Source organism: Dyella sp. S184, from assembly GCF_009766065.1.
In the GTDB taxonomy this organism is placed as follows: domain Bacteria; phylum Pseudomonadota; class Gammaproteobacteria; order Xanthomonadales; family Rhodanobacteraceae; genus Rhodanobacter.
On the sequence record NZ_LMUE01000017.1, the window covers coordinates 1 to 16,278 of the forward strand.

Annotated in this window: 18 protein-coding genes and 1 tRNA gene; 8 read left to right on the forward strand and 11 right to left on the reverse strand. The window is 63.1% G+C overall.

Annotation, left to right across the window (positions count from 1 at the left end):
* The first annotated feature begins 249 nt into the window (after positions 1-249).
* Positions 250-933: a rhomboid family intramembrane serine protease gene (locus GSQ75_RS17815; RefSeq protein WP_158756234.1), complete on the forward strand. Its 684-nt coding sequence runs from the start codon at positions 250-252 to the stop codon at positions 931-933.
* A gap of 5 nt (positions 934-938) precedes the next feature.
* On the opposite strand, the gene GSQ75_RS17820 is transcribed toward GSQ75_RS17815, so the two are convergent.
* Positions 939-1,673, reverse strand: a complete 735-nt coding sequence (locus GSQ75_RS17820; RefSeq protein WP_158756235.1) for a glutamine amidotransferase — start codon at positions 1,671-1,673, stop codon at positions 939-941.
* A 32-nt stretch (positions 1,674-1,705) separates the two neighbouring features.
* A complete protein-coding gene (locus GSQ75_RS17825) occupies positions 1,706-3,526 on the reverse strand; it encodes a GspE/PulE family protein (protein WP_158756236.1) in 1,821 nt (606 codons plus the stop codon).
* Between the two features lie 98 nt (positions 3,527-3,624).
* Between GSQ75_RS17825 and glyQ the strand changes: the two genes are divergently transcribed.
* A complete protein-coding gene (gene glyQ, locus GSQ75_RS17830) occupies positions 3,625-4,536 on the forward strand; it encodes a glycine--tRNA ligase subunit alpha (protein ID WP_158756237.1) in 912 nt (303 codons plus the stop codon).
* Positions 4,529-6,676: a glycine--tRNA ligase subunit beta gene (glyS, locus tag GSQ75_RS17835; protein ID WP_158756238.1), complete on the forward strand. Its 2,148-nt coding sequence runs from the start codon at positions 4,529-4,531 to the stop codon at positions 6,674-6,676. The genes glyQ and glyS overlap by 8 nt, the downstream gene beginning before the upstream one ends.
* Positions 6,677-6,748: 72 nt before the next feature.
* Here the strand turns inward: glyS and GSQ75_RS17840 are convergent, their stop codons facing one another.
* Entirely contained in the window at positions 6,749-7,318 is a 570-nt protein-coding gene (locus GSQ75_RS17840; RefSeq protein ID WP_158756239.1) for a helix-turn-helix transcriptional regulator, read from the reverse strand.
* A 358-nt stretch (positions 7,319-7,676) separates the two neighbouring features.
* On the opposite strand from GSQ75_RS17840, the gene GSQ75_RS17845 reads away from it, so the two are divergent.
* Complete coding sequence (locus GSQ75_RS17845) at positions 7,677-9,551, forward strand: MFS transporter (RefSeq protein WP_158756240.1); 1,875 nt, start codon at positions 7,677-7,679, stop codon at positions 9,549-9,551.
* 6 nt (positions 9,552-9,557) lie between these two features.
* Here the strand turns inward: GSQ75_RS17845 and GSQ75_RS17850 are convergent, their stop codons facing one another.
* The 8 genes from GSQ75_RS17850 to GSQ75_RS17885 form a co-directional block, all read right to left on the reverse strand.
* Entirely contained in the window at positions 9,558-10,427 is an 870-nt protein-coding gene (locus GSQ75_RS17850) for a beta-lactamase induction protein (RefSeq protein ID WP_158756241.1), read from the reverse strand.
* Positions 10,428-10,558: 131 nt separating this feature from the next.
* Positions 10,559-11,533 (reverse strand): NAD(+) diphosphatase, encoded by a 975-nt coding sequence (nudC, locus tag GSQ75_RS17855; protein ID WP_158756242.1) that lies wholly within the window; start codon positions 11,531-11,533, stop codon positions 10,559-10,561.
* 11 nt (positions 11,534-11,544) lie between these two features.
* Positions 11,545-11,913 carry an iron-sulfur cluster insertion protein ErpA gene (gene erpA / locus GSQ75_RS17860; RefSeq protein WP_077518920.1) on the reverse strand — a complete coding sequence of 123 codons (369 nt, stop codon included), beginning with the start codon at positions 11,911-11,913 and terminating at the stop codon, positions 11,545-11,547.
* Between the two features lie 43 nt (positions 11,914-11,956).
* The gene (locus GSQ75_RS17865; RefSeq protein ID WP_158756243.1) at positions 11,957-12,391 is read right to left on the reverse strand and encodes a polymer-forming cytoskeletal protein; all 435 of its coding nucleotides are present in this window, start codon (positions 12,389-12,391) and stop codon (positions 11,957-11,959) included.
* Entirely contained in the window at positions 12,378-13,130 is a 753-nt protein-coding gene (locus GSQ75_RS17870; protein WP_158756244.1) for a DUF6776 family protein, read from the reverse strand. The genes GSQ75_RS17865 and GSQ75_RS17870 overlap by 14 nt, the downstream gene beginning before the upstream one ends.
* Positions 13,131-13,222: 92 nt before the next feature.
* Positions 13,223-13,693, reverse strand: coding sequence for a bacterioferritin (bfr, locus tag GSQ75_RS17875; protein WP_158756245.1), 471 nt, complete (start codon positions 13,691-13,693; stop codon positions 13,223-13,225).
* A gap of 141 nt (positions 13,694-13,834) precedes the next feature.
* Positions 13,835-14,032, reverse strand: coding sequence for a (2Fe-2S)-binding protein (locus GSQ75_RS17880; RefSeq protein WP_216840712.1), 198 nt, complete (start codon positions 14,030-14,032; stop codon positions 13,835-13,837).
* A 63-nt stretch (positions 14,033-14,095) separates the two neighbouring features.
* The gene (locus GSQ75_RS17885) at positions 14,096-14,656 is read right to left on the reverse strand and encodes an RNA pyrophosphohydrolase (RefSeq protein WP_158756247.1); all 561 of its coding nucleotides are present in this window, start codon (positions 14,654-14,656) and stop codon (positions 14,096-14,098) included.
* A gap of 173 nt (positions 14,657-14,829) precedes the next feature.
* Here GSQ75_RS17885 and GSQ75_RS17890 point away from each other — a divergent pair.
* From GSQ75_RS17890 to GSQ75_RS17905, 4 genes are all read left to right on the forward strand, one after another.
* Positions 14,830-14,906 (forward strand) — tRNA-Met (locus tag GSQ75_RS17890).
* Between the two features lie 189 nt (positions 14,907-15,095).
* Positions 15,096-15,371: a YlcI/YnfO family protein gene (locus GSQ75_RS17895; RefSeq protein ID WP_158756248.1), complete on the forward strand. Its 276-nt coding sequence runs from the start codon at positions 15,096-15,098 to the stop codon at positions 15,369-15,371.
* Positions 15,368-15,667 carry a type II toxin-antitoxin system RelE/ParE family toxin gene (locus GSQ75_RS17900; protein WP_158756249.1) on the forward strand — a complete coding sequence of 100 codons (300 nt, stop codon included), beginning with the start codon at positions 15,368-15,370 and terminating at the stop codon, positions 15,665-15,667. The genes GSQ75_RS17895 and GSQ75_RS17900 overlap by 4 nt, the downstream gene beginning before the upstream one ends.
* A 48-nt stretch (positions 15,668-15,715) precedes the next feature.
* Positions 15,716-16,126 (forward strand): hypothetical protein, encoded by a 411-nt coding sequence (locus tag GSQ75_RS17905; RefSeq protein WP_216840707.1) that lies wholly within the window; start codon positions 15,716-15,718, stop codon positions 16,124-16,126.
* Positions 16,127-16,278: the final 152 nt, after the last annotated feature.

Here is a 16,278-nt window from a genome sequence, read left to right on the forward strand (position 1 = left end):
TGCTTGGCGTTGCTGTTGCGATCGAAGATCGCGACCCGCAACAGGTCACCGCCAGGGGCTTTATCCCCAAACCCTCGTAGCTCACGCTACGGGGGTTTGTTCTTTTTGGCGATCCGAATTGTTGCGGCGACGATGTGTGCGTTGTCGTATGCGATGGAATTGCCGCGGTGTCGATCGCCGTCGATGCTCTGCGATCACCTATGATGGACAACACGCCGCGATCCAGTCGGTGTTGGAGGGAGCGCGCTCTTGTTTGTCCACGTCGAAACACGTCGCCGTCCTCGTTGGCATTGGGCCACCTTGCTGGTGGTCACGCTGTGCGTGGCATGTTTTGTCGGACTGGCGCTGACCCCGGTACCGCAACGCGGGCCGTTGTTGCTGGAATGGGGCACCGTACCGGCCAACATTTTCAACCCGCATGAGGCGCTGCTGCCGCAGTTGGCCGACCCAGCCCTGCTGCGGCTGTTCACGGCACTGTTCATCCATGTGACCTGGCTACATCTGCTCAGCAATCTATTGTTTCTGGCGATCTTTGGCCTGCCGGGCGAGCGTGCTCTGGGCTCGCTGCGGTTCCTGCTGTTGTTCGTGCTCGGCGGGATCGTGGCGAACTTGATCGGTGCCTTGTCGCTGACCGGCGTACGGCTGCCGATCATCGGCTGCAGTGGCGCAGTATCAGCGGTGGTGGGTACCTACGTGGCGCTGTTTCCGCGCGCCAAGCTCGGCTTGGTGCTGCCGCTTGGACTCTATCTGGAGTTTGTGCGGGTGCCGGCCTTTCTGCTGATCGGCATCTGGGTACTGCTGCAATTGCTGTTCAGCTATGCCGGGCCGAGTTATGGCGCCTATGTGTGGTGGGCGCATATCGGTGGCTTTCTGTTCGGCGTGGTGTTTGCCCTGTTCTCACGCGACACGATCGCCCGCCGTCTGCGCGGCTGAGTACATCAACCGCATGCTGCGGCATGGGACCATTTGTTCTGACGCGCGAACTGCCGCAACAACTGGCGGGCGACCGGCGTGGCGGCTACGTTACCGAAGGCCTGCTTTGGATCAGCACCTTCGCGTTGCATGTCGGCATGTTTGCGCTTGATGTACGCACGCATCACCTCGGCATTGAACTCCGGATGGAACTGCGTGCTGATAGCCTCCGGCCCGTGGCGCAACAGCTGGTGCGGATCGCGAGCAGAGCGGGCCAGTACGGCAGAGCCCGGCGGCGGCTCGAGTACGCTCTGTTCGTGGGTGGTGTGTGCACGGAAACTGGCCGGGAGTGTGCAGGCCAGGGAGTCGGATGCAGCAGCATCAAGCAGTTCGATCGGCTGGGTTCCGATCTCGCGACCACCAGGCAGGTAATCGACGCGTCCGCCCAGTGCATGCGCCATCAACTGATGGCCGTAGCAGACACCGAACAACGGCAGCTCGACATCCATCGCGTTGCGGATCCAGCCTGCGGTGCGCTCGCTCCATGTCGCACGCTCCGTGACCATGGCCGCCGAGCCGGTGATCATGGCGCCGGCAACGTCCTGTACGGGCGGAAGTGCTTCACCAGCAGCGACATCAATCACCTGCAGTTGCTGCAGTCGTAGCCCTGTGCAAATCCGAAACCAATGAGGAAAGTCGCCATGCCGGCCACGGATGTTGTCCGGCGCACGGCCGGTTCGGATGATCAATACGGGTTTCATGCAGGGCAAGGTCGGGTGCGGAATGGACGTCTTTATGGTTTGGTATCGTCGAAGGCTTCGATCGGCGGCAGCACGGTAAGTATTTCCTGCACGGTGGTCAGCCCCGCGGCCACTTGATCGGCAGCGGAGATGCGCAACGGTCGCATGCCTTCGGATAATGCCGCCTGACCGAAGTTGCTCAGGTCGAGCTCGGCCGAAATGAGCCCGCGCAGCCGCGGCGAAAGCTTCATCATTTCGTAGATGCCGGTGCGGCCGAGGAATCCGGTGTTGCGGCATTCCAGGCAGCCGACCGGCTGGAATACCTTGTCAGGCACCGGTATCGACCAGCCATGGGTCAGGACATTCCATGCCTGCGGATCCTGCGTGGTTTCTTGCTTGCAGTGGGGGCATAGCGTTCGCACCAGACGCTGCGCGACCACACCGGTGAGGGTGGACTGGATCAGGTAATGCGGCACGCCGAGATCGAGCAGGCGGGTGACCGCGCTCGGTGCATCGTTGGTATGCAGAGTGGACAGCACCAGGTGGCCGGTCAACGAGGCCTGTACCGCCATCTGCGCGGTTTCGAGGTCGCGGATTTCGCCAACCATGATGATGTCCGGATCCTGTCGCAGCAGGGTGCGAACGCCTGCAGCAAAATCCAGGTCGATCGCAGCATGCACCTGCATCTGGTTGAATTCCGGCGAGACCATCTCGATCGGATCTTCCACCGTGCACACATTGAGTTCCGGCGTGGCCAGATGCTTCAGCGTGGAATACAGCGTGGTGGTCTTGCCCGAACCGGTCGGGCCGGTGACCAGCACGATGCCGTGCGGACGTTCCACCATGCTGCGCCAAAGGACGCCCTCACCGGGGGAAAAGCCGAGCTGGGCAAAATCCTTGACGACCAGATCCGGATCGAAGATGCGCATCACCACCTTTTCGCCAAACGCGGTAGGCATGTTGGAGATGCGCAGCTCCACTTCACGACCGGAAGCCGAGCGGGTCTTGATGCGGCCATCCTGTGGCCGGCGCTTCTCCGCGACGTCCATGCGCGCGAGGATCTTGATGCGCGCGGTCACGGCGGTCATTACCGGCGAGGGCAACTCGAACACCTTGAGCATCTTGCCGTCGATGCGGAAGCGGATCAGCCCGGTGTCGCGACGTGGCTCCAGATGGATGTCCGACGCGCGCTGCTCGAACGCGTACTGCAGCAACCAGTCGACGATGTGCACCACATGGCGGTCATCGGCACCGACCTCGCCACTCTTGCCCAGCTCGACCAGCTGCTCGAAGTTGAGGATCGCCGAGGCGTTGTTGTCGTTGACCTTGGCGTCCCTGGCCAGCTGGATCGAGCGCTGGACGCCGTAGAATTCCTGCAGATAACGGTTGATGTCGATCGGACTGGACACCACGCGGTGCACATCACGACGCAGCATCTGTGCCAGGTCGCTGGCCCATGCCGCATCGAACGGTTCGCAGGTAGCAAACGTCACCTCGCCCGCCGAGGCGGCGACCGGCAGGATCCGGTGGCGCAGGGCGTAGGCATGGCTCACCACCTGGGTCACCGAGGTGGCGTTGATCTTCATCGGATCGATTTTCAGATACGGCAGGCCGGCATGGTTGGCCAGCCATTCGGTCAAGGCTTCCAGCTTCAATGGCCGGCCCGGCTCTCGCTGATTCGCCAGCTTGGCATTGGCGATCAACACCAGCGGATGCAGTTCCACCGTGCTGCGGCCAGAGCGTGCGCCCATGCGTACCTGCTTGGCGTCATCGGCCAGCAGGTATCCGTCGACGACCAGCGCCGCCAGCAGGTCGTCCAGTTCCAGACGGCCACGGCGACCCAGCAGGGATGCGATTTGCGGTGATGCGGCCATCCGGATGTTCCTCCCGTAACGTCTTCTGCCGGGTGCAAACCAGTGGGAATGCAAGCTGCGGCTATACTATCGCGCTTTATCCAAGGTCACGGAAAACCATGTCCGCGCGCACCTTCCAGGACGTCATCCAGACCCTCAACCGCTACTGGGCGGCGCAGGGTTGCGTGTTGTTGCAGCCACTCGATACCGAGGTCGGTGCCGGCACGTTCCACCCCGCCACCTTCCTGCGCGCACTCGGTCCCGAGCCGTGGGCGGCGGCCTATGTGCAGCCCTCGCGTCGCCCCACCGACGGTCGTTATGGCGAAAACCCCAATCGCCTGCAGCATTACTACCAGTATCAGGTGGTGATGAAGCCGAACCCGGAGAACATCCTCGAGCTGTACATCGGTTCGCTGAAGGAGCTTGGCCTCGATCCACTGATACATGATCTGCGCTTCGTCGAGGACAACTGGGAGTCGCCAACCTTGGGTGCCTGGGGCCTCGGCTGGGAAGTCTGGTTGAACGGCATGGAAGTGACCCAGTTCACCTACTTCCAGCAAGCTGGCGGCCTGGAGTGTCGACCGGTGACCGGCGAGATCACCTACGGTCTGGAACGGCTGGCGATGTACCTGCAGAACGTGGACAACGTCTACGACCTGGTCTGGACGGATGGCCCGCGCGGTACCGTGACCTACGGCGATGTATTCCACCAGAGCGAAGTGGAGCAGAGCACCTACAACTTCGAGTACGCCAACGTACCCGAGCTGCTGCATTGGTTCGACGTGTGCGAAGCCACCGCCAACCAGCTGATTGGCGCGAACCTGCCGCTGCCGGCTTACGAGCAGGTGATGAAGGCCAGCCACACGTTCAACCTGCTCGATGCGCGCCGCGCGATCAGTGTCACCGAGCGGCAACGCTACATCCTGCGCGTGCGCACCTTGTCGCGCAGCGTGGCCGAAATCTATGTGGCGCAGCGCGAGAAACTCGGTTTCCCGGGCCTCAAGCAAGTGAAGGAACTGGCCCATGGCTGAGCACAAGCCGCTGTTGATCGAACTGGGTACCGAGGAACTGCCGCCGAAGGCGCTCGATGAGCTTTCCGCGGCATTTCTGCGCGGTATCTGTGATGGTCTGGCCAAACGCGGTATCGATGCCGCGCTGGATCAGGCGAAAGCCTATGCCTCGCCACGCCGTCTGGCGGTGCATATCCCTGGTATTGCGCAGGCGCAACCGGAGCAGACGATCGAGCGCCGTGGCCCGGCCATGAACGCCGCGCTGGATGCCGAAGGGCAACCGTCCAAGGCGCTGCTCGGTTTCGCGCAATCGTGCGGTGTCGGCGTCGAACAACTTGAAAAGCTGCAGACCGACAAGGGCGCGTGGTTCGTGTTCCGTGCGGTGAAGCCGGGCCAGCCGGTAGCCGCCTTGTTGCTGGAAATCATCGAAGAGGCACTGAAGGGGCTGCCGATTCCGCGCCCGATGCGCTGGGCCGATCACGACTACAGCTTCGTGCGTCCCGTGCACTGGCTGGTGATCCTGCATGGTGCCGAGATTGTCGACGGCGAAGTGCTGGGCCTGAAGAGCGGCCGCAAGTCGCGCGGCCACCGCTTCATGCATCCGCAGCCGGTACATGTGGCCGATGCTGACAGTTGGCTGGATGCGATGCGTGCTTCCAACGTGTTGGCCGACCCGCTGGAGCGACGCCAGCGCATCCGCGCGCAGGTCGAACAGGTCAGCAAACAGACGGGTGGCGTGCCGCGACTGGATGCTGCGTTGCTCGACGAGTTGGCCAACCTTACGGAATGGCCGGCTGCAATTGCCTGCACGTTCGAGCGCGAGTTCCTCAGCGTTCCGCCGGAGGCCTTGGTGACCACCATGGTGGCGAACCAGAAATTCGTGCCGGTGTTTGATGCAGACGGCAAACTCACCGAGCATTTCATCGGCATCGCGAATATCGACAGCAAGGATCCGGCCGAGATCCGCAAAGGCTACGAGCGGGTGATACGCCCGCGTTTCGCCGATGCCAAATTCTTCTGGGACGAGGATCTGAAGACGCCACTCGCCAGCTATCAGGAGCAGCTCAAGAGCGTCACCTACCAGCAGGCGCTGGGCAGTCTGTGGGACAAGAGCGTGCGCGTGGCCGAGCTGGCGCGCGTGATCGCCAACCGGGTTGGCGTGGATGCCGGTGCCGCCACCCGCGCGGCGAGCCTGAGCAAGTGCGACCTCCTGACTCGCATGGTCGGGGAGTTTCCCGAACTGCAGGGCGTGATGGGCCGCTATTACGCCAGCCATGATGGTGAGCCGGCCGAAGTGGCCGCGGCGCTGGACAGTTATTACCAGCCGCGCTTCGGTGGCGATGCGATCGCTCCCGGCCGGCTGGGCCAGGTACTGGCCGTGGCCGAGCGACTGGACACGTTGGCCGGCATCTTCGCGGTCGGCATGAAGCCGAGCGGCAACAAGGATCCGTTCGCGCTGCGCCGGGCTGCGTTGGGACTGGCGCGCACGCTGATCGAAGGTGGTCTGGAGCTTGATCTGCGCGGCAGCCTCGTCGAGGCGCTGGAACTGCTGCCCGACGGCGCACTGGCCGCGGGCCTGAAACCCGGCAAGGACGGCAAGCCGCCGGTCCTGAATGCGGGCCAGCGGCGGGCGATCCTGCTCGACGAGTTGTACGACTTCGTGCTCGATCGTCTGCGCGGCTACTACGCCGAGCAGGGGTTCGACAACGCACAGTTCGAAGCCGTGCTGGCGGTGCAGCCAGGCAGCCTGGCCGATTTCGATCGGCGCCTGCGTGCGGTGGCCGAGTTTGGTCGTCGTCCGGAAGCGGCCAGCCTGGCTGCGGCCAACAAGCGTGTCGCGAATATCCTGCGCAAGCAGGCCGAGGAAACCGGCGCGCCGGCGATCGGTCGCGCGGTCGATCCGGCGTACTTCGAGGTGGATGCCGAGCGTGAACTGGCTGATGCCCTCGCCTCAGCGCAACGGGACACGGCCGAACCATTGGCCGCCGGCGACTACACCGCCGTGCTGGCCCGTCTGTCGCAGCTGCAGGTGCCGGTGGATACCTTCTTCGACAATGTGCTGGTGAATGCCGAGAATCCTGCCGTGCGCGCGAACCGGCTCGCCCTGCTAGGGCAGCTGAAGGCACAGTTCAGCGCGATCGCCGATATCGCCCTGCTCTGAGCAGCGCCTACAAAAAAAGCGGCAGCCATGATGGCTGCCGCTTTTTCTTTTCTTTGATCGCTGCGCGCGGAATCAGGCGGTGCCACGATCCAGGCGGATACGTTCTGCCAAGCGGTGATTGAATGTCACCATCGCGAGCGGATCCACATGGGAACCGCCGGGGCCGAGGATTTCGTACAGCTGCGTCAGCAGGTCGGTGTTCTCCGACATCGAAAGCTGGCTTCCGGCCAGGCTCAACTCAGACTGCAGAATGCGCATGGCGGTATTCAGCCGCTGGGTGTCGACACCGGTGCTCTCGGCATGCCCCTGATGCTGCTGCGTTCCCAGCCGGTGGCGCGGCCGATGGGAGGCCACGTTTTCCGAACTGTACTGGTCATCCAGGGTGGGAACACTCGGGTCGAGCTGCAGCGTGCCCTCGCCCGCCACCAGCCAGACCAGCGAAATGCCCAAGGTGCGCGCCAGTGTCACGCAGCGCGCCCGTGAAGGGTCGGTGTTGCCATCGCGCCAACTGCGCACCACACCTTCCGAGAATCCGCACATTCTGGCGATCTCGGTAGCGCTGCCGACGCGCTGGATCAGCAGTTTTATGCGATCCGAGAAGGTCCCTGCGGTGGTGGGGAGCGTGTTTTTTTGCGTATTCATCGGCGGTGGCCAGGGCGATGATAATGGGGGCAAGCGCGCCTATCGTAATACCGAAAGCCAGCGAAATGCTGAAGGTTGCATAAAGTTGCGAAGTGTTGCGCGTGTAAATTACCGCAAAGTGCAATAACACGACATCAAAACGCAGCAAATTACGATAAATGCTCAGAGTTGGCGGGAATGCTTGGCCGGCCCGGGTTCCGTACTTCGACGTGGTAAGCGCTCAAAAGTTTCATGGCTTCGGTCCGAGTCGAATCAGCTCTTGCAGCTTGCGTTGTGCATGCGACTTGCACATGGCAATAATCCCTCCGGACGTGAAGGCCTGCGGGCTTACGCGGATATTCCTTCACCAGGGCTTCGCATGAGCCAATTCGCACTGCTGGGCAAGCGGCGCTTTGCGCCGTTCTTCTGGACCCAGGCGCTGGGCGCGTTCAACGACAGCGCGTTCCGCAATGCGATGGTGATGCTGGCGGCGTTCCAGATGGGGCTGCCGGAACGACAGGTGTCGCTGTACACCAATCTCGCGCCGGCGCTGTTCATCCTGCCGTACTTCCTGTTCTCGGCCACGGCGGGGCAGCTCGCTGAAAAGTTCGAGAAGACGCGGATCATCCGCTACGTGAAGCTGTTCGAGGTCGCCGCCATGCTGCTGGCGGCCTGGGGTTTCCACACCCACCATCTGGTGCTGCTGCTGATCGTGCTGTTCATGATGGGCGTGCACTCAACGGTGTTCGGGCCGATCAAGTACGCGATCCTGCCTCAGGCGTTGAAGCCCACTGAACTGGTCGGCGGCAACGGCATGGTCGAGATGGGTACCCAGCTGGCGATCCTGATCGGCATGATCGTGGGCAATGCGTTGATGCTGCTTGCCGGGGTGGGGCCGCTGGCGTCGGCGGCGCTGACCATTGCCGTGGCGCTGGCCGGCTACAGTACAAGCCGGGCGATTCCTCCCGCACCGGCAACGGCGCCCGAGCTGAAATTCAACTGGAACCCGGTGACCGAGACGGTGCGCGTGCTCGGCATCACGCACAGCGATCGTGCAGTGTTCAATGCGGTGCTGGGCATCTCATGGTTCTGGTTCTTCGGCACCGTGCTGGTGGCGCAGCTGCCGATCTACACCAAGTTCAACCTTGGCGGCGACGGCTCGGTGAGTACGCTGGTGCTTACCTTGTTCTCGCTGGGTACCGGCGTGGGCTCGCTGCTGTGCGAGAAAATGTCGGGCAAGCGGGTGGAGATCGGGCTGGTGCCGCTGGGTGCGTTCGGGCTTACCGCTTTCGGCATCGACCTGTATTTCGCACGGCCAGGTGCGGCGGTGCTGCAGGGCCTGGACTGGCTGGCTTTCCTGCATGCGGCCGGCAGCTGGCGGATCGTGCTGGATCTCACCGCGATCGGCGTTTTCGCCGGCTTCTACGTCGTGCCGCTGTTCGCCTTCGTGCAGGCACGCGCGCCACGGGAAAAACTGTCGCGGATCATTGCCGGCAACAACATCATCAATGCGCTGCTGATCGTGATGGCCTCGATGTTCGGGCTGATGCTGAGCCGGCTGGGGATGAGTGCGGCAGAGATTTTCGCGGTCGATGCGCTGCTCAATGTGGTGGTGGCCGTCTACATCTTCACCCTGGTGCCCGAGTTCCTGATGCGTTTCATCACCTGGGTGCTGGTTAACACGCTGTATCGGGTGCGTGCGGACGGCGCGCAGCACATTCCCGAGGAGGGTGCTGCCCTGCTGGTCTGCAACCACGTCAGTTTCGTGGATCCGCTGCTGCTGATGGCGAACCTGCGGCGGCCGGTGCGCTTCGTGATGTATTACAAGATCTTCAATATCCCGCTGTTGAGCTTTGTTTTCCGTACCGCGAAGGCGATCCCGATCGCGGGCTACAAGGAAGATCCGGCCGTGCTGCAACAGGCTTATGACGCCATCGACGAGGCGCTGGCCGCAGGCGAAGTGGTGTGTATCTTTCCCGAGGGCGGACTGACTGGCGATGGCCAGATCGCGACGTTCCGTCCGGGCGTGGAAAAGATCCTGGCGCGCCGGCCGGTGCCGGTGGTGCCGATGGCGTTGCGTGGCCTGTGGGGCAGTGTGTGGAGCCGGCGCGACTCGATGTTGCGTCGCGCGCGATTGCCACGGCGCTTCCGCGCCCGGGTGGAGCTGGTGGTCGATGCACCGCTGGTGCCGCAACAGGTCAGCGCGGCGACGCTGGAAACGCGGATTCGCGAATTGCGCGGCGATCTCGCCTAGGACGGGTCAGCTCACCCAGCCGCCGAGCACGATCAGCGCCACCACGCTCAGCCATGCCAGCAGTGCGCGCAACAGTGCGCTGCGCAGGCGCACCAGTTCAACCAGCGGATCGCTGTGTTCCTCGGCGTAGCCGTCGCCAGCCTCGATATCGATCAGCACATCGGCCTGTGCTGCCGCACCAAGAAAACCTGGGCCGACGCTGTACCAACTGGTAGCTGCCGCCTGGCCGTGCCAGCGCTTCCAGGCACCAATCACGGCTTCCCAGTGGCCGACTATCGCCAGGGTGAAGGTCAGTAGCTGCGCTGCGGGCCAGTCCAGTGCATTGGCCACGTAACGGGCCGTCGTGCGACTGCCTGGGTCGAGGCGCAGCGTGTCGTCGCGGCCGAGCATCTGTGCCAGGCGATACAGCAGCGCACCGACCGGGCCGAGCAGAACAAACCACAGCAGCGCGCCGAAGCGGCGACGCAGTGCGGCGTAGGCAATCGCGACGCCCAGCGCCGCCGCGTTCCAGCTGACGGTGTCGCCATCATCGACCAGGGCCTGCGCCGCAGCTTCACGACTGGCGCCGTCGGGCGCCTTCAGGATCGCTTCCAGATCAGCCTCGAAATCGCGCGGGCCGAAGCAGTACAGCAGCACCACCAGCGAGAACAGCATCTGCAACAAATCGCCCAGCAGCAGGTGGCCGAGTAGCCACCAGAGCAGCGCGCATAGTGCTATCGGCAGCAGCAGGGCCAGCAGCACGCGACCGCTGCCGCTGGTATCCGCCAATTGCGCCACCCAGCGGCGGAACCAGCCGTCGCCGCGCCAGCGTGCCAGCTGCGGCATGACATGCAGCAGCCCGAGGGCGATGAGAATGACAAGCAGACGGATGGCCATGACGGACGGACTCGCGGACAGTGGCTACATTGTATGCGAGTGGTCGGCCCGTTCGCAGATGGAACATGGCGAGGCGTGTCAGACGTTCTCGATGAGCCGATAAGCGGCTGCGGTGGCGACACGCACGGGAATCAGTGCGAATGGCTGCCGGCAACTAGGCCACCCAGATCAAGTCCGGCACGCTGCTGCAGCCAGTACGCCAGCAACTGGTACGACACCGACAGCGCGGTGGAAGGCACGAAGCTGCCATCGGCGATGCCGTCGATGATCTGCTGTGGCGCGAACCAGCGGGCGTCTTCCAGTTCGTGGTCGCGCATGATGATTTGCCGCGACCGCGCGGTGGCGATGAAGCCGACCATCAGTGAGGCGGGCATCGGCCACGGCTGCGAGGAGTGATAGTGCACCTCGTCGACGATGACACCGGACTCCTCGGCCACTTCGCGACGCACCGCATCTTCCAGCGATTCACCGGGCTCGACGAAACCGGCCAGCGTGGAATAGCGGTTCGGTGGCCAACTGGCCTGGCGACCGAGCAGGCAGGCACCGTCATGCTCGACCAGCATGATCACAGCAGCGTCGGTGCGCGGAAAATGCAGGTGGCCGCAGTTCGGGTTCGTGCACTGTCCCCGGTGGCCGGCGGCGACCAGTTGCAGCGGGAAGCCGCAACGCGTGCAGTGGCGCGTCTCGCGCTGCCAGTGCGACAGGCCCTTGGCGTAGGCGAACAGCCCTGCCTCGTGCGCCGGCAGCAGCAAGCCGGCGGCACGCAGACTCACGCGGCGCGCGTCGAGTGCGGTTTCCAGTGCCGTGATGCGCGCCGGGTCGTCCAGCACCAGCAGGAAGTGCGGGCGTCCATCGGCGATGCCGAGCAGACTGGTCGGCAAGTCGTCGAGCCAGCGTTCGCGTTCGCTGACGTCGAGCCAGCGCAGTGCCTCGTGATCGCCCTGCAGGAATGCCTCGCCAGCCGCGTCCAGCAGCAGGTAGCGCGCCTCGGCGGAGCGTGCCTGTTCGGCAACCCACCCGGAGTCATCGCGTCGCTCGGCGACCCGGTCGAGAACCAGGCTGAGTCCAGCGAAGGTATTGGGAGGCGGCAGTTTGGCCCGATCCATCGGACGGCCTTTCAGGTGGAGAACGAGGAGCCGCAGCCGCAGGTGGTCTTGGCGTTCGGGTTGCTGATCACGAACTGCGCGCCGCTGAGATTCTCGGCGTAGTCGATCTGCGCGCCGGTGAGATACTGCAGCGACAGCGGATCGCACAGCAGGGTCACGCCCTCGCGCTCGACCGCAAAGTCGTCTTCGGCCTGGGCCTCGTCGAAGGTGAAGCCGTACTGGAAACCCGAGCAACCGCCGCCGCTGATGTAAACGCGCAGCTTCAGCGCCGGGTTGCCTTCTTCGGCAATCAGCTCGTGCACCTTGTGCGCAGCCGCAGCGGTGAACAGCAGCGGCGCACCGCTGCTGCGGTAATCGGGGATTGAGAGCAGAGTTTCCATGACGTTCAAGTGGGGGCGTTGCCGGTTGATGCAAGCATACCGCTTAGGCCGGCATGGCGTCGTCGAGCAGGTCGGTGGCCGCTGCCTCCGGCGCCGGCAGCTCACGCGGGCTCTCTTCGGCCTGGCGCGAGATACGCCCGTTGACCTGGGCGCCAGCGGCCATTTCCAGCGTGTGATAGCGCAGGTCGCCATCGATGCGCGCTTGCGCCGCCAGTTCCAGCCGGGCGCTGATGTGCACGTCGCCGGTAACGTGGCCGTTGATCACCGCGTGCGGCACGCGGATCTCACCTTGCACCTGGCCGTGCTCGCTGAGCGTCAACATCGCATCCTCGCCTTCGGCGAACACGGTGCCTTCGATGCGGCCATCCAGATGCAGCGCACCGCTGAAGCGAAGGTCGCCGCGGATCACCGTGCCGCGGGCGATCAGGCTGGTTTCGTGGCTGGTGTTGTTGCGCTCGTTGCGTTTACGGTTGAGCATCTTGGTCCCCCTGGGCTGTGGTGATGTCGCCGCTCAGCGCGGCGCCCCAGGCGACGGTACGGTCAACCGGATCGCCGCTGCTGGGCTGAATGAGAATATGCAGCCGCGTCGGGCGGAAATCCGCCGGCAACACGAAGGTGCCGTGCAGCTGCTGGAAATAGACGAAATGGAACGGCAGGCCATCCTTCAGCGCTGCATCGCCGAGCGCCGGCCAGTCGAGCGTGACCACCTTGTCGCCGCGCAGGCCTTCCACGCTGATCAGCGCGTTGCCGACGGTTTCCTCGTCGCGCTTGGCGTTCTGGGTCAGGCTGAGGGTGAGGTTCCAGCCGTGCGAGCCGGTGATCGGCTGCAGCTTCACTTCCTGCAGTTTCAGGCCGGCCCGTTGGGCATCGCCGCCCACCAGTCGTGAATAGAAACCCAGGTCGGCGCGCAGGCCGCTGAGTTCTTCCTCGCGCTGGGCCAGAGTGCCGCGCAGCGAGCGGGTGGCGACGTCATTGACCTGGGCCGCGCGCTGCAGATTCGCGACCTGCTGCTTGAGATCATCGATCTGCGCGTTGAGTGCGCGCAGTTGGCGCTGGTCGTTCGCCGCCGGGCTGCTATGCCGGGTCAGCAGGCCAACCAGCAAGCCGGTCAGCAGCAGGCTGGCTAGCCACGCCGAACCCAGCCACAGCCAACGCTGGCGCGGGCCGGCATCATCGTGCCGACGCACCACAAAGCGCGGTGGGGGTCGTGAAGCCATGCAGGCCAGTCCGGGTAAAACCCAAGGTATAGCCCTGCGATGACGAAAGCGTCAAGGAACCGGCGCACGCTTCGGTGCGCCGGTGGGGCGGCTCAGCTCTGCATCTTGTTCTGCAGGTAGCGCTCCGCGCCGATGTCCTTGACCAGGCTGAACTGGGTTTCCAGCCAGTCGATGTGTTCTTCCTCGTCGTGCAGGATGTTCTTGAACAGGTCGCGGCTGATGTAGTCGGCGATGCCCTCGCTGTGCGCGATCGCCGCGCGCAGGTCGACCACCGCGGCCATTTCCAGATCCAGGTCGCCCTGCAACGCCTCCAGAGCGTTCTCGCCGATGCGCAGCTTGCCCAAATGCTGCAGGTTCGGTAGGCCGTCGAGGAACAGGATGCGTTCGATCAGATGATCGGCGTGCTTCATCTCCTCGATCGATTCCTTGTATTCGTGCTCGGCCAGCTCGGTGTAGCCCCAGTCCTTGTACATGCGGTAATGCAGGAAATACTGGTTGATCGCGGTCAGCTCGTTGTAGAGCACCTTGTTGAGGAACTCGATGACCTTGGCATCACCTTTCATGGGGCTCTCCGGCGGCTGACTCAGGCCACACTATACAAACTCTGCGCACGCACGGACGTAATGCGAATGGCAATGGTTTGCCTGCGCCTTGTCCGCGCTGAACGAGCCAGCCACGACGACTGTTTCGAAGGAGGTTGAAGCTCAGGCCGTGAGGATTGGCAGCTGGCCGAGCGCGTGTTCGATCGCATGATCCAGCGTGGCGCGGGCTTCCTGCTCGCAGCAACCGCAACAATCCGAACAGCCGGTGCGCGCCTGCAATTCCGCAAACGTGTGCACGCCATCGGCCGCTTCGCGGCGGATGTCATGGTCGGTAACGGCGTTGCACAGGCAGATATACATGCGCATATAAGAACGCGAATGCGAATGATTGTCAACAATCAGACGATGGTCGTCGTCGCCCGTTCAGGCGGCCTCGCAGCCGTCGCGCGGCGGGGTGGGCGGCGTATCGGCGCTCTCCCGCGGTGGCAGGTTGCCGAGCTCGACACTGAACAGCCCCTCCACCAGCGGTGCAAAGTGGCGCAGCGCCCGTTCGTAGACCTGTCGCTTGAAGTTGACCACGTGCGCGGCCGGGTACCAGAAATCCACCCAGCGCCAGATGTCGAACTCCGGCTTGTCGCAGGCATCCAGCTTCAGTTCCTCCTCGCTGGCGACCAGTTTGAGCAGGAACCACACCTGCTTCTGGCCGATGCAGGTGGGGCGCTGGTGATGGCGCACATAGCGGCTGGGCAGGCGGTAGCGCAGCCAGCCATGGGTGGCGGTGATCACTTCGACGTGGTGCGGCGCCAGTCCGGTTTCCTCTTCCAGCTCCCGGTACATGGCTTCCAGCGGGGTTTCGTCCGAGCGCATGCCGCCCTGCGGAAACTGCCAGCCATCACGATTGACCCGGCGCGCCCAGAACAGCTGCCCGGCTGCATTGAGCAGCACGATGCCCACGTTCGGACGATAGCCATCAACATCAATCATGTCGCCTCCTGGAGCCGTATGGCGCGGTATCCGCAGGCAAGGCCGCCCCACTCCTGTAACTGATTCAACCACAGCGCACGAAGCAGCAGCAAGCATCAGACTTGAACGTACCAGTCGACACGACTACACTGCCGCGCCCCGCTCGAGATCGGTACGGTGGATATCCTTTTCGAGGCTATGTAGCTCAGCTGGTTAGAGCACAGCACTCATAATGCTGGGGTCGGTGGTTCGAGTCCACCCATAGCCACCACTTCTCTTGGCTGATCAAGCCATCAGGCGAAGACAGATAACCCCGCGAAATCGCGGGGTTTTTTGTGTCCTATGGGTCGGGATCGTCCCTGAGAAGACCATCGGTATTCACGATTCCACTTGAGGAATGAAAGGTCGAACGCCCCATGCTAGTCTTGCGTTGCAAATGCAATGCAAGAGGTGCGTGCCCATGAAATCCGCTTCAATCCCTTCGCTTCGAGTCGATCCAAAGCTGCGCCAGGCAGCTGAAGCCGTCCTCCGCGAAGGCGAGAGCCTGTCCAGCTTCATGGAACAGTCGCTGCGTGACCAAGTGGCCCGGCGCCAGTTGCAACAGGAGTTCGTGGCGCGTGGCCTGGCTTCGCGCGACGAGGCACGACAGACGGGTGAGTACTACGAGGCTGAAGCGGTGCATGCCGAGCTGCGTGGCTTGCTGACCAAGGCAATGGTCGGCAAGGTCAAACGGTGAGTTGGCGCGTCCGCTACACGCGGGCGGCCCATGACGATCTGCTGCGGTTGTACGGCTTCCTGCTGGAGCAAGACATGGAAGCGGCACAGCGAGCAATGGATGTCATCAATAAGAGCTTGGAGCTGCTCCAGTCGTTTCCCTTCACCTGTCGTAAGGCCGATCCAGACAACCCGTTCCTGCGAGAGCTGCTGGTTTCGTTCGGCGCATCCGGATACGTGGCGTTGTACGAGATCGAGGACGATCGCACGGTGACAATACTCGCCGTCCGCCACCAACGCGAAGACGACTACCACTAAACAAGTAAGCTTTGCACTTTCGATGCAGCAAAGCCGGTTTTGATTCCTATGGAAGCCGCGCTCGACTTGTTGTGGATGATCAGTCCAACCCTAGAGTTTCCAGAAGACGACGCACCGGAGTTCAACTGGGTCGCAGCAGAGGCCGTGCTGACGCACTTGAGCCAACAACATCCCGACAAATCCAAGCGCGGGAAGGTTTTGCTATGGGCTGCTGAGGGCCGCAATTCAGCGAGGCTAGCGGGCGCAGGATCACATGCAAAGTACATCGAGACGCCTGACTCCGAAAAAACCGAAGGCCAGGTAGCGAAAACTTATGCGATCGACCAGCCGATTCTTTTCTTGCTTCGGCAAGAGGGTTCTACAGAGAAGGGCTGGCGTGGCACACCTTTCTACTGGCCGGTGACCCGTGCACAAAAGAACACTCCAACCGCTATCTATGCCGCGGAAACGATCGACTAGGCTGGATGAAGTGAAGATACGTGGACGCATCCAAGGTTGGTGGAAGCATTAACCCGGATGCGGTTTCGGCAGCCTCATCGAATCCAATGCTCGTGCTGTCTTCATGTGGCGGGGCGCGGGAGGTCTACCGCCTGACGGACTCCGAAATCGCA

Bases quoted from the DNA above. Each gene is read 5' to 3' on its own strand.
- nudC (WP_158756242.1), bottom strand. From the start codon at position 11,533: ATGGATCGGGCCAAACTGCCGCCTCCCAATACCTTCGCTGGACTCAGC.
- GSQ75_RS17850 (WP_158756241.1), bottom strand. From the start codon at position 10,427: ATGGCCATCCGTCTGCTTGTCATTCTCATCGCCCTCGGGCTGCTGCAT.
- erpA (WP_077518920.1), bottom strand. From the start codon at position 11,913: ATGGAAACTCTGCTCTCAATCCCCGATTACCGCAGCAGCGGTGCGCCG.
- GSQ75_RS17905 (WP_216840707.1), top strand. From the start codon at position 15,716: ATGGAAGCCGCGCTCGACTTGTTGTGGATGATCAGTCCAACCCTAGAG.
- GSQ75_RS17865 (WP_158756243.1), bottom strand. From the start codon at position 12,391: ATGCTCAACCGTAAACGCAACGAGCGCAACAACACCAGCCACGAAACC.
- GSQ75_RS17895 (WP_158756248.1), top strand. From the start codon at position 15,096: ATGAAATCCGCTTCAATCCCTTCGCTTCGAGTCGATCCAAAGCTGCGC.
- GSQ75_RS17840 (WP_158756239.1), bottom strand. From the start codon at position 7,318: ATGAATACGCAAAAAAACACGCTCCCCACCACCGCAGGGACCTTCTCG.
- glyQ (WP_158756237.1), top strand. From the start codon at position 3,625: ATGTCCGCGCGCACCTTCCAGGACGTCATCCAGACCCTCAACCGCTAC.
- GSQ75_RS17845 (WP_158756240.1), top strand. From the start codon at position 7,677: ATGAGCCAATTCGCACTGCTGGGCAAGCGGCGCTTTGCGCCGTTCTTC.
- glyS (WP_158756238.1), top strand. From the start codon at position 4,529: ATGGCTGAGCACAAGCCGCTGTTGATCGAACTGGGTACCGAGGAACTG.
- bfr (WP_158756245.1), bottom strand. From the start codon at position 13,693: ATGAAAGGTGATGCCAAGGTCATCGAGTTCCTCAACAAGGTGCTCTAC.
- GSQ75_RS17885 (WP_158756247.1), bottom strand. From the start codon at position 14,656: ATGATTGATGTTGATGGCTATCGTCCGAACGTGGGCATCGTGCTGCTC.
- GSQ75_RS17820 (WP_158756235.1), bottom strand. From the start codon at position 1,673: ATGAAACCCGTATTGATCATCCGAACCGGCCGTGCGCCGGACAACATC.
- GSQ75_RS17825 (WP_158756236.1), bottom strand. From the start codon at position 3,526: ATGGCCGCATCACCGCAAATCGCATCCCTGCTGGGTCGCCGTGGCCGT.
- GSQ75_RS17880 (WP_216840712.1), bottom strand. From the start codon at position 14,032: ATGTATATCTGCCTGTGCAACGCCGTTACCGACCATGACATCCGCCGC.
- GSQ75_RS17870 (WP_158756244.1), bottom strand. From the start codon at position 13,130: ATGGCTTCACGACCCCCACCGCGCTTTGTGGTGCGTCGGCACGATGAT.